The organism is Halomonas sp. TP35, assembly GCF_052375975.1.
Taxonomy (GTDB): Bacteria; Pseudomonadota; Gammaproteobacteria; order Pseudomonadales; family Halomonadaceae; genus Vreelandella; species Vreelandella citrativorans.
Genome location: NZ_JBQSUZ010000004.1, coordinates 152955 through 174112 on the forward strand (window position 1 = coordinate 152955; position 21158 = coordinate 174112).

Here is a 21158-nt window from a genome sequence, read left to right on the forward strand (position 1 = left end):
ACATTCAAGGAGCAGTGGCCATGCGTTTAATCTTATTGGGTGCCCCCGGCGCGGGGAAAGGGACTCAAGCTCAATATATTTGCGAGCAGTTCAAGATTCCTCAGATTTCCACCGGGGATATGCTACGCGCGGCCATCAAAGACGGCACCGAGCTGGGGCTAAAAGTTAAAGAGATAATGAACAGTGGTGGCCTGGTGTCCGATCAGATCATTATTGACCTGGTGAAAGAACGTATCAGCCAGCCAGACTGCGAGAACGGGTTCCTGTTTGACGGGTTCCCGCGCACCATCCCTCAGGCCGATGCCATGAAAGAGGGTGGCGTGAAGATTGACCACGTGCTTGAAATCGCTGTCCCGGATGAAGAAATTGTCAACCGCCTGGCAGGTCGCCGCGTTCACCCGGCATCCGGGCGTGTTTACCACGTCGATCATAATCCGCCTAAAGAGCCAGGCAAAGACGATGTAACGGGCGAGCAGCTTATTCAGCGTGAAGATGACCAGGAATCAACCGTGCGTAACCGCTTGTCGGTTTATCACGATCAAACGGCACCGCTGGTGGATTACTACCAGCAGTGGGCAGACAAGGACGCTGAAGCAGCGCCCCAGTACCACCGTATTGAAGGCGTAGGCAGCGTTGCCGATATTACGCGCCAGGTAAAAGAAGCCCTTGGCTAATTAAAAGATGCTCGCTAAGCCGATGGCCCGCCAAGCGCGGGCCATCGTCGTATGGGTGCACTAAAGGTATAATGTTCGAATACTTATCACGAGTGCGGAATTGCTATGTCGTTACACCTTCTTGCGCTAGATGCCTCATCCAGCGCCTGCTCGGTAGCACTGCTACGTCAGAACGGCGCTGACCGCGAATGTCTAGCGCGCTACGAGATGACGCCGCGTGCGCATACTCGGCGGTTAATGCCGATGGTGGACGAGCTGTTAGCTGAAGCGCAGATTACACCGGCGACGCTCGACGCCATTGCCTTTGGACAAGGGCCGGGCTCATTTACCGGGCTGAGAATCGCTACCGGAACGGCACAAGGCCTGGCCTTTGGTTTGGACCGCCCATTACTCGGTGTCTCAACGCTCAAGGCGTTGGCTCTCCAGGCCCATCGGCGCTTTCACTTTCGCTATATCGTCACTGCTCTGGATGCGCGTATGGGCGAGATCTACGCGGCCACATGGCACTGTTTGAACGATAGCGTGAGTCTGGAGCAAGCTGAAGCCGTGTTGGCCCCGGAAGCGTTTTCGCTACCTGAAGATGAAACTGACTGGGTCGGCGTAGGCTCAGGTTTTACGCTTTGGGAGCGCTTTGCAGCCACGGTGCAAGTGCGCATGAGCCAGCACCTGGTTGATATGGAACCTCGCGCTGAAGAAATGGCCTGGTTGGGTGCCGATGATTTAGCAGCAGGGTTAGGTCAGCCGGCTCATCTGGCTCAGCCGGTGTATTTGCGCAATAACGTTGCCTGGAAAAAGCCAGCATGAGCCTGCCTGAAAAGGCCGTACTCCCAGAAGGACTGGCGCTTACGTATTGCGAGGGGCGTTTAGTACTGGCAGGGGATGAAAAACGCTATGGTAAACCGCTAAGCGTTGATTTTGTGGCGGGTAAAGCAGCCCATCGGCGTCAGTTTGGCGGTGGGCGAGGCCAACTGGTTGCCAAAGCGTGTGGGCTTGCTAAAGGCGTGACGCCCAGCGTTGTCGATGCGACGGCGGGGCTTGGTCGGGATGCCTTTGTACTGGCCGCACTGGGCGCTCATGTGCTGCTGGTTGAGCGTGTCAGCGCGATTGCCGCGCTGTTGGAAGACGGCCTGCTGAGAGCCGCTAAAGCGCATGATATCGCTGATATCATCGCTCGCATGACCTTGCGTCATGGCGACGCGGCTCAGTCGCTTGAAGCGTTGGTCGCCGATGCCGCGTTTGATCCACAGGTCGTGCACTTGGACCCGATGTTTCCACATCGAGAAAAATCGGCGCTGGTCAAAAAAGAGATGCGCCTGTTTCGCGAGCTGGCGGGCGATGATGATGATGCGCCTCGTTTGTTGGAGGCCGCCCTGGAGGTAGCGACACACCGAGTGGTGGTAAAACGTCCCCGTAAAGCCCCTCCGATTGCAGGCCCCGCGCCTCAGCATGTGCTGGAGGGAAAGACCAGCCGCTATGATCTCTATGTTAAGCAGTCGCTTCATCGTTGAGCCGATGCGCATTACTCATTCACGACGTATTTAATCAGGAGCAGAGCGCTATGAAGTATCAGCCCCTGACATGGCATGCGGGCAATCGGTTTACCCTGCTGCCCGAGGCGTCTCGCTTTCTACCCGCCATGCTTGAAGCCATCAACCACGCCAATCACTATGTCTTGGTTGAGCTTTACTTGATGGAGTCGGGGGCGCTTGCTGACCAGGTGATACAAGCACTTACAACGGCAACCCAGCGGGGTGTAAGGGTGTATCTGCTGTTGGATGGCTTTGGTTCCAAGGGGCTTGCTAGCAGCGACCGCGAGCGACTTCTTGACGCGGGCGTGGCGCTGCGCTTTTTCAATCCGGTGGGGCTACACTCATTGGCCCGGAACCTTAGTCGTGACCACCGCAAAATTATAGTGGTCGATGGGCAAATAGCTTTTACCGGTGGGTTTGGCGCCGTCGATGAATTTTTAGAGGCATGGTACGACATTGCCGTGCGTATTGAAGGTCCGGTCATCGCCGACTGGGAGATGCTTTTTCGCAGCCTTTGGCGCTCGCGTTTAACGCGCTCAGAGGACAAGCGCCCTGCTGAGCCGCTTCCCAAACAGCGCCATGCAGAAGCGTTCGATGGTGGAGCAACTGGCCGCGTTATACAGGGCCGGGGCTACCGGTATCAGGCGATTCGTCACTCGCTTTATCGGCAAGTACACGGCGTTCAGGAGCGCCTTTGGCTCTGTACGCCCTATTTTGTGCCTACGTTTACGCTGCGCCGCCGCTTGGCACGTGCCGCAAAGCGGGGCGTGGACGTACGCCTTTTGCTGCCCGGTGCGAAGCATGACCACCCCAGCGTGCGTTACGCAGGACAACGTTTTTATCAGTCGATGCTTAAAGCGGGCGTACGCATTTACGAATTCCAGCCGACGTTTATTCATGCCAAATTTGTACTCGCGGATGACTGGGTGAGTATTGGCTCGTGTAACTTCGATCACTGGAATCTGCACTGGAACCTGGAGGCCAATCAGGAAGTTATGGACGAGCGGCTTGCTCAGGATGTGTGCGCTATGTTTGAGCGTAATTTTTCGGCCAGCAAGGAAGTGCTGGCCGAGGAGTGGGCCGCGCGCTCCTGGAAGCAGCGCGCCTTTGAATGGATATTTGGTACGCTGGATTCAGTGATTACCCGGCTTAAGTAACGATACTGGGTTGAATTAACACTGACTTAGCGGCGCTTGCGGCTCTTGGCAGGCGTTTTTTTGCGCGGCTTGGGTTTGGGCGTTTCCGGTGGAACGCGGTAATGTAAATACAAATCAAGCACGAGCTCTGGCAATTGCGCTACCAGGGTTTCCTGGTGTGCAGTGTCGCTTGCCATCTCGGCCATGTCGGGCTCATCATCAAATAGCCCGGAAAGCAGCATAAAGGGCAAAAGCAGTGTTGCCGCGGCTTCTTCATCCTCCTGGAACCAGGCGCTTTCATCGCTGAAGACGCCTTCCATAAAGCCCGCACACCAGTCGCCAATCGGTGTTTCTTCCGCAGGCAGCCCATCCAGGGTTAAATCAAAAGGCAGTTCAGGAAGTCCGCCTTGCTCCAGCACGGCCATTGCGTTGTTGCGCAGCAGGGTTAACAGATTAACAATTTCATTGCGCTCGTTATCATCGGCATAGCGCGGTTCGCCTTGAAACAGCTCAACGAGCCACTGTGCCGGTGATACTTCGCTGGGGGCTACCGCGAGTGCCACGAGAAAGCCGTGGGCGGAGATCAAGTCCAGCGCGTCTTCATCGACCTGGTCTGAGTCGAGGAAATCATCCAGCCTGTCGAGCTGCTCATCGGTCAGCAGTGGCTGCGGAGGGACAGTCTCTGGCGCGTTTGCATCGTCGGGGCGCTCTGCCATAGCAAGCCTCATGGGTTGGGTCGTTTAAAAAATGATACTAATGGGTAACCATCATTTAGGCATTCATTAATGACAAGTTTATCACTAATAGGTGCATCGCTAACGGGCACATTGCCGCTGCCGCCCTGGCCGGAAGAGGAATTGGCGGCGCTGTCACCCGAGGCGCTACAAAAAGCGGCATTAAGCCGGGTCGAGCAAGCGTGGCAGCGCTGCCTGGAAGTGTATCCGCAGTTGCCGCGGCCCCGCGTATGGTTTGATTTAAAGGGCGCTTCAGCGGGGCAAGCCCATTTGGGGCGCGGTGGCCTGCGGTTTAATTTTATTTTGCTTGGTGACAATCGTACTGCGTTCTTTAACGATGTGATTCCGCATGAGATGGCGCATTGGCTGGTGTTTCATCTACGTGATGGGCGACGCTTAAAACCGCATGGGCAAGAGTGGAAAACCGTGATGCGGGACTTGTTTGGGCTAGCCCCTCACGTTACCCACCGCTTCGACGTTCATAAGGCTCAGCCCACCCCTTACCGCTATCAGTGCGCCTGCCGTGAACACCCGTTGACGGCCAGGCGTCATGCGCTAGTTAACAAAGGGCGCCGCTATCGCTGTCGTCATTGCCAGGAGACGTTGGTCTATAGCGCTTACGATAATTGTTGAAAGTCATCCAAGTTTCTGTTTTTTAAATAAAAAATGTTAATACCAATGTCTAAGAGGAAGCCGCCTAAGGGAGGTTTATGCTAGGGGAACATTCAGTGGTGTCGGGGCAACAAAGAATAATACCGACTACATTCCTATTGAGAGTGCGTTTCCACGGACATGAGGCAACTATGAGCGAACATCAAAACGTCTATCCGGTGCGCGATGCTATCGCCGCCAACGCCTGGGCCGATAAAGAAAAGTTCACGGCCATGTACCAGCAGTCCAAGGATGACCCCGAAGGTTTCTGGGCAGAGCAGGCCAAGCGTCTTGATTGGATTAAAGTGCCAACCATCATCAAGAACACCTCATTTAAACGGGATAATGTGGATATCCGGTGGTTTGAGGATGGCGTACTCAACGTGAGTGCCAACTGCCTTGACCGGCACCTTGAACAGCGCGGCGATCAAACGGCGATTATCTGGGAAGGCGATAATCCTGATGAATCCAAGCATATTACCTACCGTGAACTGCATGAGCGCACCTGCCAATTGGCCAATGCCCTGAAATCGCTGGGTGTTGAGAAAGGCGATACGGTGACGATGTACATGCCCATGATCCCTGAAGCGGCCATGGCGATGCTTGCCTGCGCGCGGATTGGTGCGGTCCACTCGGTCGTCTTTGGTGGCTTCTCGCCCGATGCGGTAGCCCAGCGGATTATTGGTGCCGATTCCAAACTGATTATTACCGCCGACGAGTCAGTGCGCGGTGGCAAACACGTGCCGCTCAAGGAGAACGTCGATTCAGCACTTACCCGCGAAGGCACCGACGTCTGCAAGAACGTGCTGGTCGTAAAACGTACCGGCGGTGACATCGACTGGAAAGAAGGCCGCGATCTCTGGTTTGATGAATTGGTTGATCGACAGCAAGCCGTGTGCGACGCCGAGCCGATGGGCGCCGAAGATCCGCTGTTTATCCTGTATACGTCTGGCTCAACAGGTGCGCCTAAAGGACTTAAGCACACGACGGGTGGCTACCTTACCTACGCCGCCATGACCCACCAGTATGTGTTTGATTACCAAGAGGGTGAGGTCTATTGGTGCAGCGCTGATGTGGGCTGGGTGACCGGACACAGCTATATCGTCTACGGGCCGCTTGCCAACGGTGCGACCACGTTGATGTTTGAAGGCGTGCCCAGCTATCCGACTCACGGTCGCTTGGGTGAAATTGTTGATAAGCATAAGGTCAACATTCTGTACACCGCGCCCACTGCCGTGCGTGCTCTGATGGCCCACGGTGACAACGTGATGAGCACCAGCTCACGCGATAGTCTGCGCCTGCTGGGTTCGGTAGGTGAGCCGATTAACCCGGAAGCCTGGGAGTGGTTTTATCGGGTGATTGGCAACGAAAATTGCCCCATTGTGGATACCTGGTGGCAAACGGAAACCGGCGGCATCATGATTTCTCCGCTGCCAGGCGCAATGGATCTAAAACCTGGCTCTGCCACGTTGCCCTTCTTTGGCGTACAGCCAGCACTGGTGGATAACGAAGGCCACCAGCTTGAAGGCGTCGCCGAAGGCAATTTGGTGATCCTTGATTCCTGGCCGGGGCAGGCGCGCTCTATCTGGGGCGATCACGAACGCTTTGTGCAGACCTACTTCGCCACCTACGATGGCATGTACTTCACCGGGGACGGCTGCCGTCGTGATGAAGATGGCTATTACTGGATTACCGGACGTGTGGATGACGTGCTTAATGTGTCGGGCCATCGCATGGGCACCGCAGAAATAGAATCCTCGCTGGTTGCGCACTCGGCGGTGGCTGAAGCGGCGGTGGTCGGTTTCCCCCACGATATCAAGGGACAGGGCATCTATATCTATGTAACACTGAACGATAGTATTGAGCCATCTGATGAGCTTAAGAAAGAGCTGACCCAGTGGGTACGTAAAGATATTGGGCCTATTGCCTCCCCTGATGTGATCCAGTGGGCGCCGGGGCTGCCTAAAACGCGCTCGGGCAAGATTATGCGGCGTATCTTGCGCAAGATTGCGGCCAACGAATGTGATGGCCTGGGGGACACAAGCACGCTGGCTGACCCCTCAGTGGTTGACGAATTGATTGAGCATCGAGCCAATCAATAGTAGCTTACTACTCAGTGGCTTAAGCGTGATGAGTGCTACGTAAGTTGATGAGTGTCAGCCAAAAAGAGCGCAAATAGCAGCATGCTGCGCTTATGCGTTGTAGTGCCGACCAGAGGGTCGGCACTGTTGCGTTTAAAAGGGTGACATAATGATGACAAAATATGCAGGTATGCTTGGGCATGAAGAAACCTTGGGGTACCATGCGTTGACCGTTTGAGCCTAGCGTCGTAGCGGCACGTATTTCCGCTGCACGAGGAACCGGAGGAATATCCATGGCAGTAGCCCATAAGTTTATCGTTGCAGACGACCATCCGCTGTTTCGTGCAGCGCTCACTCAGGCCTTGCGCCAATTAGCCCCGCAGGCTGAGATTGTCGAAGCCGACACCATGGAAGCCACAACGGAAGTGGTCAATCGCCATCCTGATGCCGACCTGATATTGCTGGACTTGCACATGCCTGGTGCGCATGGCTTTTCAGGGCTCATTCAGTTGCGCGGCCAAATGCCGGATATTCCGGTGGCTGTGGTATCGGGCAGTGATGAACCTTACGTCGTGCGGCGGGCAATTGACTACGGTGCTTCGGGCTTTATTCCTAAATCATCGTCGTTGCAGCTGATTGCTGAAGCGGTAGGCGAAATTCTTCAGGGTGAAGTCTGGTTGCCTGAAGCGTTGGCTAACGTGTTGGAAGAGACCAGTGAAGAGGAATCGCGCTTTGCCGAAGCGATTGCTTCGTTAACGCCCCAGCAGTTTCGTGTGTTGAATATGCTAACCGAAGGGCTGCTCAATAAGCAGATTGCCTACGAGCTCAACGTTTCTGAAGCAACGATTAAAGCCCATGTGACGGCGATTTTACGCAAGCTGGGCGTTCATTCGCGCACACAAGCGGTCATTGCGGCTCAAAAACTGGAAGTCGAGCCGCCTAAAGTCGAGTCATAAACGCTCTCGTAGCGTGATTAAAAAACCCGCTTACGCGCAACGTAAGCGGGTTTTTTTCTGCGGTACATATAGGCTATGTATTGGCCCGGCTGGCCTGCAACGTGCGGGTCAATAGCGCACGAAGGGCGGCAGGTTTTACCGGTTTCAGCAGCAGTTGATAGCCGTCGCGTTTGACCTTATCCGCAACGGCTTCGGTACGGTCAGCGGTAATCACAATGCCGGGCACCGCGCCCGATAAACGCTCGCTCAGTGCGTCCAGAGCCATCAAACCTGTCACTTCATTATCCAGGTGATAGTCAGCGAGGATTGCATCCGGGTCGCCATCCATGTTGCGCAGGATGGATTTAGCGCCCCCAATGCTGGTGGCGGTAAAGACTTCACACCCCCAGCCGCTGAGCATGGCGGTCATGCCTTCCAAAATCAGGGTTTCATTGTCGATACACACAATGCGTGCACCGGCTAGCTTATTGCCGCTGCGCCGATTGGTAGGCTCTTGCTCGGCAGCGGTGATTTCCCTGGCCGCTACGATGGGCACGCTGACTGAGAACACCGTGCCCGTCCCTTCCCAGGAGCGAACCTTAATCGGATGGTCAAGCACTCGGCTCATGCGGTCGGCAATTGAGAGCCCAAGCCCCAGGCCTTTTTCACTCTCCTTGTGGCGCGATACCTGATCCAGACGGCGGAACTCCTGGAAGATTTCCGTGAGCTTGGACTCGGGGATGCCGGGGCCGCTGTCCCAGACTTCTATTAAAAGCCGTTGCCCTTGGCGACGACAGCCCAGTAGCACATGCCCATCCTGCGTATAACGCACCGCGTTGGAGAGGAAGTTTTGCACGATTCGACGCAGCATCTGCGGGTCCGAATCAACCCATAGCTGGGTTGGCACAACGTTGAGATCCAGGCCGCGGTTATCGGCCATGACTTCAAATTCAGCGCGCAGCGGGCGGAATATATCGGCGAGTGCAAAGTGGCTGCGGCGCGGTGTCAGCGCGCCGGCGTCCAGTTTGGAGATATCCAGCAACGTGCTCAACAGCTCTTCAGCGGCCTGTAGCGAGTTATCAATATGTCCGATGGTACGCTGCGTATCTGGAGTGGTTACGTTTTGCATAAGCGCTGACGTAAACAGTCGAGCAGCATTCAGCGGCTGCAATAAATCGTGGCTTGCTGCCGCCAAAAAGCGTGTCTTGGAGGCATTGGCATCTTCCGCCAGTTGCTTGGCTTGACGCAGGGCCTGCTCGGCCTCGGCGCGAACACGGTTCTCCTGACGCAGGGCGGCGTTGGCTTCAGAAAGCGCTTGGGTGCGCTCGCGAACGCGCTCTTCTAGTGTTTCATTGGTCTCTTCAAGCGCTATTTCAGCTTGACGGCGCTCGGTAATATCTTGATAAAGCGAGAAAAAGCCAAGAATCGACTGGCTGTCGCCAAAGTGAGGGGTATAGGTCACCAGCATATGGCGCATGACATCGTTGACGTGCATGGAGACTTCAAAACTTACCCGCTCTCCGTTCAGTGCTCGGGCGACCCAAGGGCCACGCTCTTCTGACTGCTTAAGTGACAACACATCCTCAAAGCGCCGGCCAATCACCGCATTTCGATCAATACTAAACGCTTGCTCATAGGCGCGGTTGGTAAACAGGTAGCGGCACTCTTTATCAAAGTAGGCAATGAGCGCAGGGACATTATCGGTGTAAATACGGATATTGTTTTCGGAGCGAATCAGTGCCTCTTCAATCCGCTTTTGCTGGGTAATATCCTGGTACGTGTAAACAAATCCACCGCCGGGCATCGGATTACCCTGAACTTCCAGCACGCTGCCATCCTGACGATAGCGCACGTAGCGATGAGGATGACCGTCGCGAATATTATCCAGCAGTAGCTGGACATGCTCTTCGGGGTCGCCCGGGCCATATTCGCTGTTATGAGCGTTATAGCGGAAGATGCGATCAATCGGTGCGCCGACGCGAATTAAATGGTCGGGAAAGCGGAACAGCTCAAGATAGCGTTGGTTCCAGACGACCAGGCACAGATTTTGGTCAACAACGCTAATCCCCTGGTTAATGTTTTCGATAGTGGCCTGTAGCAGCGCCCGGTTGAACTCCAGCACCTGTGACGCTTCATCAACAATAGAGATAACATCGGAAATGCCGATTCCGCGTCCTTGCAGCGCTGAGTTAACGACAATGCGTGCCGATGATGCGCCGAGTACCGAGGCAAGAAATCGCTCGGTAAATTGAATAACATCAATGGATGCACGTGTGCTGTAGTCCAGTGGCTTGCCCAGGCGGCGCGCATAATCCTCAAATGCCCGTTCCACCTGGCTTGCGCCCAAAAAGCGCTCACATAATACCTTTAGGTCACCCACCGTAGTGGCACCTGTCCACGGGCGGTTCACCGAGGTCTGGCGAGTTTCAACACTATCGACAAATAGCGAGGCCTGGATACGCTCAACCACTCGCTGCGAGGTCACCTGAGAGATGAAGATATAGCAAAACAGGTTAATGCCCAGCGATAGCATGACACCATGGGTAAAGCTATCGCCCAGATTCAGGCCAAAAAGGCCGGTGGGAGAGAGCCAGGCAATTCCCATAGGGCCGTCAGAGAGCCATGCCAAGGGCAGCACGCCGGCATTCGTCATGGCGGGCATCAAGAGACTGTAAACCCAGATGGCAAAGCCTGCGTTCATCCCCACGATAACGCCCAGCCGGTTACCGCGTTTCCAGTAAAGCCCGCCAATGACGGCAGGGGCAAACTGCGCGGCGGCCGCAAAGGAGAGCATGCCGATAGACGCAAGCGAAGTGAGCTCGGCGATTAGTCGGTAAAAGCCGTAGGACATCGCCAACACGACAGCAATGGTGATGCGACGGGCTCGCAGGACCAAGCGTCCGTAGTCGCGGGCTTTGGTATCAAACCAGCGCAACCGAAACAGGGCCGGGATAACAATTTCATTGGAAATCATGATGGAAACGGCGACCGCTGCAACAATTACCATGCCGGTGGCGGCTGAGAACCCGCCAATGAAGGTCAGCAGCGTTAGCCACTCATGGCCCGAGGCCATGGAAAGTGCCAACACATAGGTATCAGGCTCTACGCCGCTCTCTGAAAAGAGCAGTAATCCGGCTGCTGCCAAGGGCACAACGAAAAAAGCGATAGCCAACAGATAAAGCGGAAACAGCCAACGGGCTTTTGTGGCGTCATCTGGGTGAATATTTTCAACCACGGCCACATGAAATTGACGTGGCAGGCAGAGGATCGCCAGCATCGCGAGCAGCGTTTGTGCCCAAAAGCTTTGGCCGAAGTCCTGGTTGGCGAGCTGACGTTGAAGGCCAAGCTGGCTCTCTGCGTGCCCCATTAGCTCGCCCAAGCCACCGAACATACCCCAGGTAACAAACGCGCCTAGCACAATAAATGCGACAAGTTTGACGATGGATTCAAACGCGACGGCATGAATCAAGCCTTCATGGTGCTCGGTCGCATCGGTATGACGGGTACCAAACAAAATGGCAAAGACTGCCATAATAACGGCTACATAAAAGGCGGTGTCGCCAAAGAGCGGGCTTCCCACGCTATCGCTGGCATCGGTTAGTACGCTAAACGTGGTCGAGACGGCCTTTAGCTGTAGCGCGATATAGGGAAGCGTTCCGATCAGCGCGACCAGGCTTGCAAACGCGGCAAGCGACTGAGTCTTTCCGTAGCGCGAGGCGATAAAGTCCGCGATAGAGGTGACGTTTTGATGCTTGGCAACGCGAATCATTTTGGCCAGAACCGGCCAAAACAGTAAAAATGTCAGGATTGGACCAACAAAAATACTCGCAAAGGACCAGCCTGCCGTGGCTGCCTGGCCTACTGCGCCGTAAAATGTCCAGGAGGTGCAGTAAATGGCCAGCGCCAGGCTATACATGAGGGGGCGTCGGCGGCTGGCGCCGTGGGTACGGGCACGGCGGTCGCCGTGCCAGGCAATACCGAAGAGAATCGCGATATAAAGAAAGGATACCGCGACCAGCAGCCCACCGTGAAACATGCCTATTTCCCCCACCAACGTTTATCTCGCCCAGCGAGCGGCGCGTGTAAAGAGGCCCATTCTAGGCGAAGAGCAACGCTTGCGTCTCTCCTATGTGTCGGCATTCCCGCACACGGTGGCTAACAGCGTGGATGTTTCGCGCAAGTGACGAAGTTCGCTCAACTGCGCTTCGCCAGCCTCGTTGCTTAGCGGCACCAGTTCACGGCTTTCGCAGTTCAGCAAGTAGGGTTGAGTAGACACAAAATCGGTATGACGGCGAATGAACTGGTAAAGAATAAACTCCACCACCTGATCGCCTTCAATATCGCGGGTAATAATGTTGTCGCTATCCACCACGCTAAACTGGGTCGTGATGGGGAAAACAAACGTCCATGGGCGCCATACTTCTGTTCCGGTGGCACTACTGACAACGACGGATGATTCAGGTAACTGCTGTTGTTTGTGCTCAAACCACGAGTACTCCACGTGAATCTGATAACCGAGCATACCCAGCCCCGCAAACACCGGCACTATCCATTTAGGAAGCCGATTGCGAGATAGATTGCGCAGAATCAAACCAATGCCCGCAGCGGCCAGTGCAGCAAAAATAGCGGCAATCAAGTGCCATATCATAAAGCGATTTCCTGAAAGAGAACGGGCTTCCCAAAGGAAGCCCGGTTCGACATGGATTCCGTGAAATGCGCTCTGGCGAGCGCATTCAGGAACGATTATGGCTTAGTGATCAACTGCGGCACCAGCACCTTTTGGATAGCGTACGCTTTGCACTAGCTCCTGGATCTCTTTAGGCGGCGGCGCCGTCATGCTAGAGACAAGGAAGGCAACGGCAAAGTTGATCATGGCACCCACCGCACCGAAGGAGAGCGGGGAGATACCGAACAGCCAGTTATCCGGCGTATTGGGCAGCATGTTGGTGCCCGGGATAAAGAACCAGCCGAGGTAGGTAAAGATATACAGCAGGGTACACGCCAAGCCTGACAGCATACCGGCCACGGCGCCGGTGCTGTTCATGCGAGTTGAGAAAATACCCATCATCAGTACCGGGAACAGCGAGGCGCCGGCAATACCGAAGGCCAGGGCGACGGTCTGTGCCGCAAACCCTGGCGGGTTCAAGCCAAGATAGGTGGCCAGCAAGATAGCCCCGCCCATTGAGATGCGTGCTGCTAACATCTCCTTCTTCTCGCTGATATTCGGATTGATCGTGTTCTTGATTAAGTCATGACTGATCGCCGACGAGATAGCGAGAAGCAGACCCGCCGCTGTCGAGAGGGCGGCCGCAATACCGCCCGCCGCGATCAAGCCAATTACCCAGCCGGGTAGGTTGGCGATTTCTGGGTTAGCCAGAACCAGAATGTCATTGTTGACCGTCAGCTCATTGCCTTCCCAGCCGCGACTATCAGCGATAACGTCAAACTCAGCGTTGGCATCGTTATAGAACTGGATGCGGCCGTCATCGTTAAAGTCAAAGAACGTGATCAGGCCAGTCTCTTCCCAGGTGCGGAACCACTCAGGACGATCTTCGTAGAGGATTGGCTCGGCACCGGCCTCCTCATAATTCTCAACCTGGCCGGTTAGCTCCGGATAAATGGTGGTCATCAGGTTCAGACGTGCCATGGAGGCTACGGCTGGCGCTGTTAGGTACAACAGCGCGATGAAGACCAGCGCCCAGCCCGCAGACCAGCGTGCGTCAGCCACCTTGGGAACCGTGAAGAAGCGAATGATAACGTGGGGAAGACCAGCGGTACCGATCATTAGTGAGAGTGTGAACAGCACCATATTCAGCTTGTTGTCGACGTCGGCGGTGTAATCCTGAAACCCAAGTGCCATGACGACATCATCAAGCTTTTGCAGCAATGGCAGGCCAGATTCCGTGTGGGAGCTGAACATACCGAACATGGGGATGGGGTTGCCCGTCAACTGCATGGAAATGAACACAGCCGGGATGGTGTAGGCCACAATCAGTACGATGTACTGGGCGACCTGAGTATAAGTGATGCCTTTCATACCGCCGAAGACGGCGTACAGGAAAACAATCCCCGCAGCGATCCAGATGCCCCAAGTGCTGGGTACTTCCAGAAAGCGTGAGAAGGCAACGCCAGCCCCGGTCATTTGCCCAATAACATAAGTAACCGATGCGATAATCAGGCAGATAACCGCGACTACCCGAGCGGTACGGCTATAGAAGCGCTCACCGATAAAGTCTGGAACGGTAAACTTGCCGAATTTACGCAGGTAGGGAGCGAGCAGCATAGCCAGAATAACGAAGCCGCCGGTCCAGCCCATCAGATAGGTTGAGTTGGCGTAACCGCCAGAGGCGATCAGGCCCGCCATGGAAATAAACGAGGCCGCTGACATCCAGTCGGCCGCTGTGGCCATACCGTTAGTGATCGGGTGAACACCACCGCCAGCCACATAGAACTCTTTTGTGGAGCCCGCACGCGCCCATATCGCGATACCGATATAGAGCGCAAAGGAAGCGCCTACAAAAAGCAGGTTAATTGCAAATTGGCTCATTCTGACTTACTCCTCAAGGCCAAATTTCTTATCGAGCTGATTCATTCTCCAGGCGTAGAAGAAGATCAGAGCAATAAAGGTAAGGATCGAGCCCTGCTGAGCAAACCAGAAGCCCAGGTCTGTTCCCCCTATTTGAATGCTTGCTAGAAGCGGTCTAAACAAAATCGCGCATCCGTAAGACACGAAGGCCCACACAATAAGGCATCCGGTAATTAAACGAACGTTGGCTTTCCAGTATTCCGCAGCATTGGATTTGTCATCTGCCATTGTGTTGCTCTCCACTTGTGTTTTTAGGTTTGGAAAGTTCACCAGGAATAGCGTTTAGCATGTCAGGGTAATTGCACGCTAAAACTACCTACCGCTTGGTTTTGTCTCTTGGTTGGTTATTGATTATTGCCGTTGATACAAGCGTTCTATGAGATTTTGGTAAGTTTTGGTTAGCACTGTGCAATTACCCTGAATGATGCATTGTCAATACTGGACAATAATCACTAAAAAATAATCCCAGACTTTGGTATCACTATCTATTATAGACTAAATAAAGAGTTTCAAATGGCTGAATATTAGCGTTTTTACGTACATTTTTTCAGCAGACTACTCGTTAGTTGAACGATGGTCTAGGGTTTGGTTAAAAGATAATATTTGCTACTTTAAAATAGCGTTCAATGCTAACGGTTAGTTGCTGGGGAGGTGCTACTTTAGTCGTTTAAACCAACGTCGGGGCGACGTTGGAATAATAGATAAAGGTATATAGCGTAGTATGTGTTTCTTAGTGGCAGGTTTTGTACAGGCTTATTTGGGTTAATTGGTTTACTTTATTAAGAAGGGCTTATGCTAGGCAGTCGTCTGACTCTACCGTTACTAATAAAAAGTAGTAGGCTGGCTCTTAAACACCGTAAACCAGAAAGAAGTACCTCACCCGTTGATTGACGTACTTCCAATTTTACGGACGTCGCTTTTTTCTTTTGTCGTGTAAGGACATGCCCCATGGTTGATGTTGATCTGTCCCAACTGCCATTTACGTTGCTTGATGACACGGGGCGCGAGCATGTTCGTCGAGGCATGGACCTTGCCTATTTTGACCGCGATGACATTATCCTGGAAATGGGCGAGCAGGGTGCTTACGTTTTTCTTATTCATAAGGGGGACGTCGCTGAGATAGACCCCTCCTTGCCTGCGGCAAGTGCTCACATTGGGCACTACACGGCAGGGGACTTGTTTGGCGCCATTAGCATCTTGAACGGAAAAAGCCGCTACCGTTTTCAGGCTGAGCAGGAGTGCCTTTGCTACATCATGCCCAGCCTTCTGTTTAGCCAGCTTTGTCGCCAGTACCCTCCTTTTGAGCAGTTCTTTAGGCAGTCACTTGCTCACAAGGCGCGCTGGTTGACAGAAAAACGCGCCGACGGTGGTGTCACCATGGCAGGCTTTATGTTGGCCCGCATCAGTGAATGTATGCGAGCGCCCCTGCTGATGGATGCTTCTACCACTATTGCCGGGGCGGTTGAAAAGCTTAACGAAAGCCATGCCGACAGTCTGCTGGTGGAAACCCAGGGCAAGCTTGGAATGGTGACGAAAACCGATTTGCTCAATGGCTTGGTTGTGAGCGGCTTCACGCCAGCCACTCTGGTGGATCAGGTAGCGCACTTCTCCCTTGTCACGGTAACGCCTGAGCAGTACCTGTTTGAAGCCCTGGTATTAATGACCCAGCACAAGGTTACCCGCGTTGTGGTGATGGAGCAGGCTGCGCTAAAAGGCGTGGTCGAGCTGACGGATGTGCTGAGTTATTTTTCCAGCCGAAGTTATGTTGTTAGTCTGCAGGTGGAGCAGGCTGATGACCTGGAAACGCTGGCGGTTGCTAGTCATCGTACCCCTGAACTCGTCACAGCCCTTATGGCACAAGGCGTTAAGCTTAATTTTGCCATGGATCTGCTAGCGGCCTTGAATGGCCGGATTATGAGCAAGGCCTGGGATTTTGTTATCAATGAGGAGCATCATCAGCATAGCTGCCTGATGGTGATGGGTAGTGAAGGGCGCGGCGAGCAAATTTTGAAAACGGATCAGGATAATGGTCTGATTTTAGACGACGACGCCCAGTGGCCAAGTGTCGCCGACGATATGCAGGCCTTAACCGAGACGCTCATAAAACTGGGCTACCCGCCGTGCCCTGGTAATATTATGGTCTCTAATCCCGAGTGGGTTGCCAGCGTTTCTCAGTGGAAGAAGCGTATTGCTCAATGGGCCAATGTGCGCGATGGCGATAGTTTAATGAGGCTTGCCATTATGCTGGATGCCCACTCAATGGCAGGTAATCCATGTTTACTTGAAAGCGTGCGCGAGGCGCTATTTGAGCGCTGTGCCCGTGATGAAATTCTGCTTTCCTACTTTGCACGTGCGGCTCTGCGTTTTTCGACACCGCTGACGCTTTTTGGCTCGCTTAAAAAGCCTCAGCACGGTATTGATATCAAAAAAGGCGGCATTTTCCCGATTGTCCACGGTGTACGTACCATGGCGCTTGAGCGGCGCATCAGCGTAACCTCGACGCTGGGCAGGTTGACGGCACTGGTTGATGACGGCCGCCTTGAACGACGCACCGCTGATGATTTAGGAGAGGCACTTTCACTGTTGACCGAGCTGCGTCTCAAGCAGCAACTTAGCGGGCAGGATATGGACGATGCACGCTCCAATCACGTGGTGGTGCAAGAGCTCTCGTCGCTTGAGCGCGATTTATTGCGCGAGTCGCTACATATCGTTAAAGACTTTAAACAGCGCCTCTCCTATCGTTACCATTTAGAGTATTCATGAGCAGCGCTATGCAAGGCGGCAAAAAAGGCATGGCACTGCTGGGGCAAACGCTGCGCAGAATATTTAAGCGTGAGCGAGATCGGCGCCGCTATGCGAATTCGCCTTACGCTTGGCTTTTTCAGCCCTATATGGGGGAAGAGCTAGTGGCGCTGGCTTGTGAATCAATACCCGGTGAAACGTCGGTATTAAGTGTGGCTGCCGTAGTACTTAATCAACAGCAAGTGCACACAAGCCAGCCGTGGGTGGCAACGTTTGCCGACCCACAAACGGTTGACCAGGCGGCGCTGCGCCAGCATCAGCAGCTTTATAATACCGCTACGGCGGTACTCCCCTGTGCCGAGACACTGCATGCGTTTACCGATTTTATTGGCAACCGGCCGCTGGTTGGGTGGCAACTGGACCAGCAGTTTTGCATGCTTAATAGTGCCTTTAGAACGCACCTGGGGTTTGGGCTACCCAATGTGCAGGTCGATGTGGCCAAACTACATCAGCGCCAATTACGCCGTTTACATCCGCTAGTGGAGTCTTCCCAACCGTTTTCCGAGGCGTTGGATTGTTGGCAAGTGCCTGCTATCTCGACCCAAGGGTTGTTAGGCAAAGCCACCGCAAGCGCCTTACTGTATATGCGCTTACAGCGTGATATGACGCAATCGGGCTAGCTTCTAGCGTAGTGGCGTCCATACAGATGGCCGTAGTGATAACCGTAGTGATAGCCAGAGTGATAACCAGAGTGATAACCAGAGTGATAGCCGTAGTAATGACCATAGTGACGACGTGATTTTGCCAGTTGGGTGAACGACGGGAGTATTGTTAGAATAGCGGCTGCTCCTTCTACCATTGGCAGTGCTTATACCATGCAACACCTTGATCATTTTGACCCCGCCGCAGCAACCGTTGCACCGACGCCTGACCTACAGGACCAGTCGGCGCTTGAGGATGCCAAACAAAAGCGCGAATTCAACAAGTTGCAAAAGCGACTGCGGCGCGAGGTAGGTAATGCGATTATCGATTACCAAATGATCAATGAAGGTGATCGGATCATGGTGTGCCTGTCGGGTGGTAAGGACAGCTACACCATGCTTGAGATTTTACGCAATCTTCAGCGCAATGCGCCGGTGAATTTTTCACTGGTGGCGGTCAATATGGATCAAAAACAGCCTGGTTTTCCTGAGCATATACTGCCCCGGTATCTGGAAAAACTCGGCGTGGAGTACCGCATTCTGGAGCGCGACACATACTCGGTAGTGAAGGAGAAAACGCCGGAAGGCAAGACAACTTGCGCGCTTTGCTCGCGGTTAAGGCGCGGGTCGCTCTACGGGTTTGCCGAAGAAATTGGCGCCAACAAGATCGCCCTTGGCCATCATCGTGAAGATATTCTGGAAACGCTGTTTCTGAATATGTTCTTTGGCGGCAGTCTGAAGGCAATGCCGCCCAAGCTGCTTTCCGATGACGGCAAGAATGTCGTGATTCGTCCGCTGGCCTACTGTAAAGAGGCGGATATCGCGGAGTTTTCGCGCCTGATGGAGTTCCCGATTATTCCCTGCAACCTGTGCGGTTCGCAGCCGAATATGCAGCGTCAGGTCGTTAAGGAAATGCTGGCCGAGTGGGACAAAAAGCATCCGGGGCGTTTGGAAAGCATGTTTAAAGCGGTCACTAACGTCGCGCCTTCGCAGCTAGCCGACCGCGACCTGTTTGACTTTGCGGGACTGGAAGCCAAACAGGAAGCGCTCATGGCGGGGCGTATTGAAGCATTTAGCGTGAGCTAATCACCGGCTCTTCCTCTTCAGCAAGCGCTATAAGCCGCTGCATATCGAGGATGTTAACCTCCCGCCCTGAGACGGCCACCACGTCTTGCTGTTGAAAACGGCTCAAGATACGGCTGACCGTCTCAACCGCCAGCCCCAAATAATTGCCGATATCCGCACGCGCCATTGAAAGCCTAAAGCTGTACGGGGAGTAACCCCGACGCCGAAAACGCTCTGAAAGCGTCAGCAGGAAACTGGCCAGCCGCTGGTCGGCGGTTTTGCGCGACAACAGGCGCATCATGCGTCGGTCATCGCGAAGCTCCTTGCTCATACTGCGATATAGCTGGCCACGAAGCTCTGGCAGCTCCTCTGAAAGCAGGTCCAGCCGGTCAAAGGGGATTTCGCAGATAGTGGTGGTTTCCAAGGCAATCACGCTGCCTGGGTAGTGTTCTTCATCAATGCCGTCCAATCCGACAAGCTCGCTGGGCAAAAAGAAGTTAGTGAGCTGGTCGTTGCCATTACCTTCGCTGGTTACCTGTTTTAGGCTGCCTGAGCGAACGGCATACACGCTGGTAAAACGGTCGCCTTGACGAAACAGTGTTTCGCCCTTTTTCAGCGGTGCCCGGCGCCTGATGATGGCATCAAACTGCCCCATGTCTTCAAGCTCAAGCGCTAGCGGAAGGCAAAGCGAGCTTAGGCTGCAGGTCTGGCAGCGTGCTTCTTGAAGAAGCGAGCGTCGTTGGCTTGTCGAGGGTGGCATGACTATCTCCCTGTTTCTCTTTTGCCTAAATGGCTATCTACCGCAGGCGTTGATGCCGCTGGTTAAACGATTCTTGAGTAGCGTTGGCCTGAGTGCCCCGGAAGGTAAGCATCAAACGCCATGGCCAACTGGCGAATCAGTAAACGGCCCATTGGCGTCGCCTCAAGCGTATCACCCAGGCGAACGATTAGCCCGTCCTGCTCAGCAGTACGTAGGCGTTCCAGCGCACTGGCAAAGTAGTCGTTGGCGTTAACCTGCCATTGCCGGCTAACCGCTGCTAAATCCAGACGCATATCGCACATTAAACGTTCAATAACGTCGGCTCTTATTAGGTCGTCCTTATTTAAGCGTACGCCTTTCACGATAGCCAGTCGACCTTGATCTAAGTTCTCTTCGTAGCTAGCCAGGTCAGTAGGGTTTTGCGCATAGCTATCGCCTATTCGGGAAATAGCGGACACGCCCAGACCGATAAGATCGCATCTGGCATGGCTGGAGTAGCCCTGAAAATTGCGCTGTAGGGTGCCGTTGGCTTGGGCAACCGCCAAGCTGTCATTGGGTTTGGCAAAGTGATCCATCCCAATATGTTGATAGCCCGCAGCGGTCAGCATGTCGATGGTTGTGCGCAGAATTGAAAGCTTTTCATCTGCACCTGGCAGGTCATCCACGCTGATACGTCGCTGAGGCTTGAAGCGTTCAGGCAAGTGCGCGTAATTAAACACGGATAAACGCGCCGGATTTAACGCGATAACCTGTTCAAGCGTCTTGGCAAAGCTCCTTTCCGTTTGAAAGGGAAGACCGTAGATTAAATCCAGATTCAGCGAACGAAAGCCCAAACGGTGTGCTTCATCCATTAGTGTTTCGGTGAGCACGCGGGGCTGATGGCGGTTAATCGCCTTCTGAACACGTGGGTCCAGGTCCTGTACGCCAAGGCTCAAGCGGTTGAAGCCCAAAGACTGCAGGTGGCGCAGGGTTAAAACATCGGCTTCGCGCGGGTCGATCTCAATGGCGTAGTCGCGGTCTGGTGCGCTTGAAAGGCCAAAGCGGGCGTCCAAGCGATCAATCAAGTCCCCCATCTGTTCGAGTGAAAGAAACGTGGGAGTTCCCCCGCCCCAGTGCAACTGATTGACAGGGCGCTTTGCATCCAGATGGCGGGCCGTCAGGACCATCTCACGATCTAGCCGATAGAGGTACGACTCGGCCAGGGCGGTATTTTTTGTCGCAATTTTATTGCACGCGCAATAAAAGCAGATTTTTCGACAAAACGGGATGTGGACATAGATGGAAAGCGGGCGCTGACTTGCGTTGCTGCGCTCAATGGCTTGGGTCGCATCTTCGGCGGTAAATTCCTCGTGAAAGGCCAGCGCCGTCGGGTAGGAGGTGTAGCGTGGGCCGCTTTTATCATAACGGCGCAGCAATGCTTCATCCCAGCGGGTGCTGGATGACGCGGTAGCAGTAACGGATGAGGGGACAGCCGTGGCACATACAGGCATGAAGAGGCGCTCCGGTAGCTGAAAATACGTTTTAAAAAGCTACCGATAGGCTAAAGAACATAGCGCTGTAGCGC

Annotated in this window: 17 protein-coding genes; 10 read left to right on the forward strand and 7 right to left on the reverse strand. The window is 54.1% G+C overall.

Annotated elements, in window-relative coordinates; genetic code table 11:
* Positions 1–20: 20 nt before the first annotated feature.
* From adk to ACT3RU_RS07525, 4 genes are all read left to right on the forward strand, one after another.
* Positions 21–674 carry an adenylate kinase gene (gene adk / locus ACT3RU_RS07510; RefSeq protein WP_192527629.1) on the forward strand — a complete coding sequence of 218 codons (654 nt, stop codon included), beginning with the start codon at positions 21–23 and terminating at the stop codon, positions 672–674.
* A gap of 105 nt (positions 675–779) precedes the next feature.
* Positions 780–1478, forward strand: coding sequence for a tRNA (adenosine(37)-N6)-threonylcarbamoyltransferase complex dimerization subunit type 1 TsaB (gene tsaB / locus ACT3RU_RS07515; RefSeq protein ID WP_192527630.1), 699 nt, complete (start codon positions 780–782; stop codon positions 1476–1478).
* Positions 1475–2182 (forward strand): class I SAM-dependent methyltransferase, encoded by a 708-nt coding sequence (locus ACT3RU_RS07520; RefSeq protein WP_483392651.1) that lies wholly within the window; start codon positions 1475–1477, stop codon positions 2180–2182. Before tsaB ends, ACT3RU_RS07520 begins: the two co-directional genes overlap by 4 nt.
* A gap of 50 nt (positions 2183–2232) precedes the next feature.
* Positions 2233–3360, forward strand: a complete 1128-nt coding sequence (locus ACT3RU_RS07525; protein ID WP_192527632.1) for a phospholipase D-like domain-containing protein — start codon at positions 2233–2235, stop codon at positions 3358–3360.
* Positions 3361–3386: 26 nt separating this feature from the next.
* On the opposite strand, the gene ACT3RU_RS07530 is transcribed toward ACT3RU_RS07525, so the two are convergent.
* Positions 3387–4055 (reverse strand): YecA/YgfB family protein, encoded by a 669-nt coding sequence (locus ACT3RU_RS07530; protein ID WP_087105988.1) that lies wholly within the window; start codon positions 4053–4055, stop codon positions 3387–3389.
* Positions 4056–4124: 69 nt separating this feature from the next.
* Here ACT3RU_RS07530 and ACT3RU_RS07535 point away from each other — a divergent pair, with 69 nt between their 5' ends.
* The 3 genes from ACT3RU_RS07535 (at position 4125) to ACT3RU_RS07545 (ending at position 7761) form a co-directional block, all read left to right on the forward strand.
* Positions 4125–4706 (forward strand): SprT family zinc-dependent metalloprotease, encoded by a 582-nt coding sequence (locus tag ACT3RU_RS07535; RefSeq protein ID WP_192527633.1) that lies wholly within the window; start codon positions 4125–4127, stop codon positions 4704–4706.
* A 170-nt stretch (positions 4707–4876) separates the two neighbouring features.
* Entirely contained in the window at positions 4877–6826 is a 1950-nt protein-coding gene (acs, locus tag ACT3RU_RS07540) for an acetate--CoA ligase (protein ID WP_087105991.1), read from the forward strand.
* 272 nt (positions 6827–7098) lie between these two features.
* Entirely contained in the window at positions 7099–7761 is a 663-nt protein-coding gene (locus ACT3RU_RS07545; protein WP_016916171.1) for a LuxR C-terminal-related transcriptional regulator, read from the forward strand.
* Positions 7762–7834: 73 nt separating this feature from the next.
* Here ACT3RU_RS07545 and ACT3RU_RS07550 read toward each other — a convergent pair whose 3' ends face one another.
* The 4 genes from ACT3RU_RS07550 to ACT3RU_RS07565 form a co-directional block, all read right to left on the reverse strand.
* The gene (locus ACT3RU_RS07550; protein ID WP_192527634.1) at positions 7835–11776 is read right to left on the reverse strand and encodes a hybrid sensor histidine kinase/response regulator; all 3942 of its coding nucleotides are present in this window, start codon (positions 11774–11776) and stop codon (positions 7835–7837) included.
* 90 nt (positions 11777–11866) lie between these two features.
* Positions 11867–12388 (reverse strand): hypothetical protein, encoded by a 522-nt coding sequence (locus tag ACT3RU_RS07555; protein WP_192527635.1) that lies wholly within the window; start codon positions 12386–12388, stop codon positions 11867–11869.
* A gap of 102 nt (positions 12389–12490) precedes the next feature.
* Entirely contained in the window at positions 12491–14287 is a 1797-nt protein-coding gene (locus tag ACT3RU_RS07560; protein ID WP_192527636.1) for a sodium:solute symporter family protein, read from the reverse strand.
* Between the two features lie 6 nt (positions 14288–14293).
* A complete protein-coding gene (locus ACT3RU_RS07565) occupies positions 14294–14554 on the reverse strand; it encodes a DUF4212 domain-containing protein (RefSeq protein ID WP_087105999.1) in 261 nt (86 codons plus the stop codon).
* A 720-nt stretch (positions 14555–15274) separates the two neighbouring features.
* On the opposite strand from ACT3RU_RS07565, the gene ACT3RU_RS07570 reads away from it, so the two are divergent.
* The 3 genes from ACT3RU_RS07570 to ttcA all read left to right on the forward strand — a co-directional run bounded on the left by ACT3RU_RS07570 (position 15275) and on the right by ttcA (position 18855).
* Entirely contained in the window at positions 15275–17089 is a 1815-nt protein-coding gene (locus tag ACT3RU_RS07570) for a DUF294 nucleotidyltransferase-like domain-containing protein (RefSeq protein ID WP_192527637.1), read from the forward strand.
* Positions 17086–17748 (forward strand): 3'-5' exonuclease family protein, encoded by a 663-nt coding sequence (locus ACT3RU_RS07575; protein WP_225733820.1) that lies wholly within the window; start codon positions 17086–17088, stop codon positions 17746–17748. The genes ACT3RU_RS07570 and ACT3RU_RS07575 overlap by 4 nt, the downstream gene beginning before the upstream one ends.
* A 195-nt stretch (positions 17749–17943) precedes the next feature.
* Complete coding sequence (ttcA, locus tag ACT3RU_RS07580) at positions 17944–18855, forward strand: tRNA 2-thiocytidine(32) synthetase TtcA (RefSeq protein ID WP_192527638.1); 912 nt, start codon at positions 17944–17946, stop codon at positions 18853–18855.
* Here the strand turns inward: ttcA and fnr are convergent.
* Together fnr and hemN are read right to left on the reverse strand one after the other, a co-directional pair.
* A complete protein-coding gene (fnr, locus tag ACT3RU_RS07585) occupies positions 18842–19594 on the reverse strand; it encodes a fumarate/nitrate reduction transcriptional regulator Fnr (RefSeq protein ID WP_087106005.1) in 753 nt (250 codons plus the stop codon). The two genes, ttcA and fnr, sit on opposite strands and share 14 nt — an antisense overlap.
* 62 nt (positions 19595–19656) lie before the next feature.
* On the reverse strand, positions 19657–21084 hold the full coding sequence (gene hemN / locus ACT3RU_RS07590; protein WP_192527639.1) for an oxygen-independent coproporphyrinogen III oxidase: 1428 nt from the start codon (positions 21082–21084) through the stop codon (positions 19657–19659).
* Between the last annotated feature and the right edge of the window lie 74 nt (positions 21085–21158).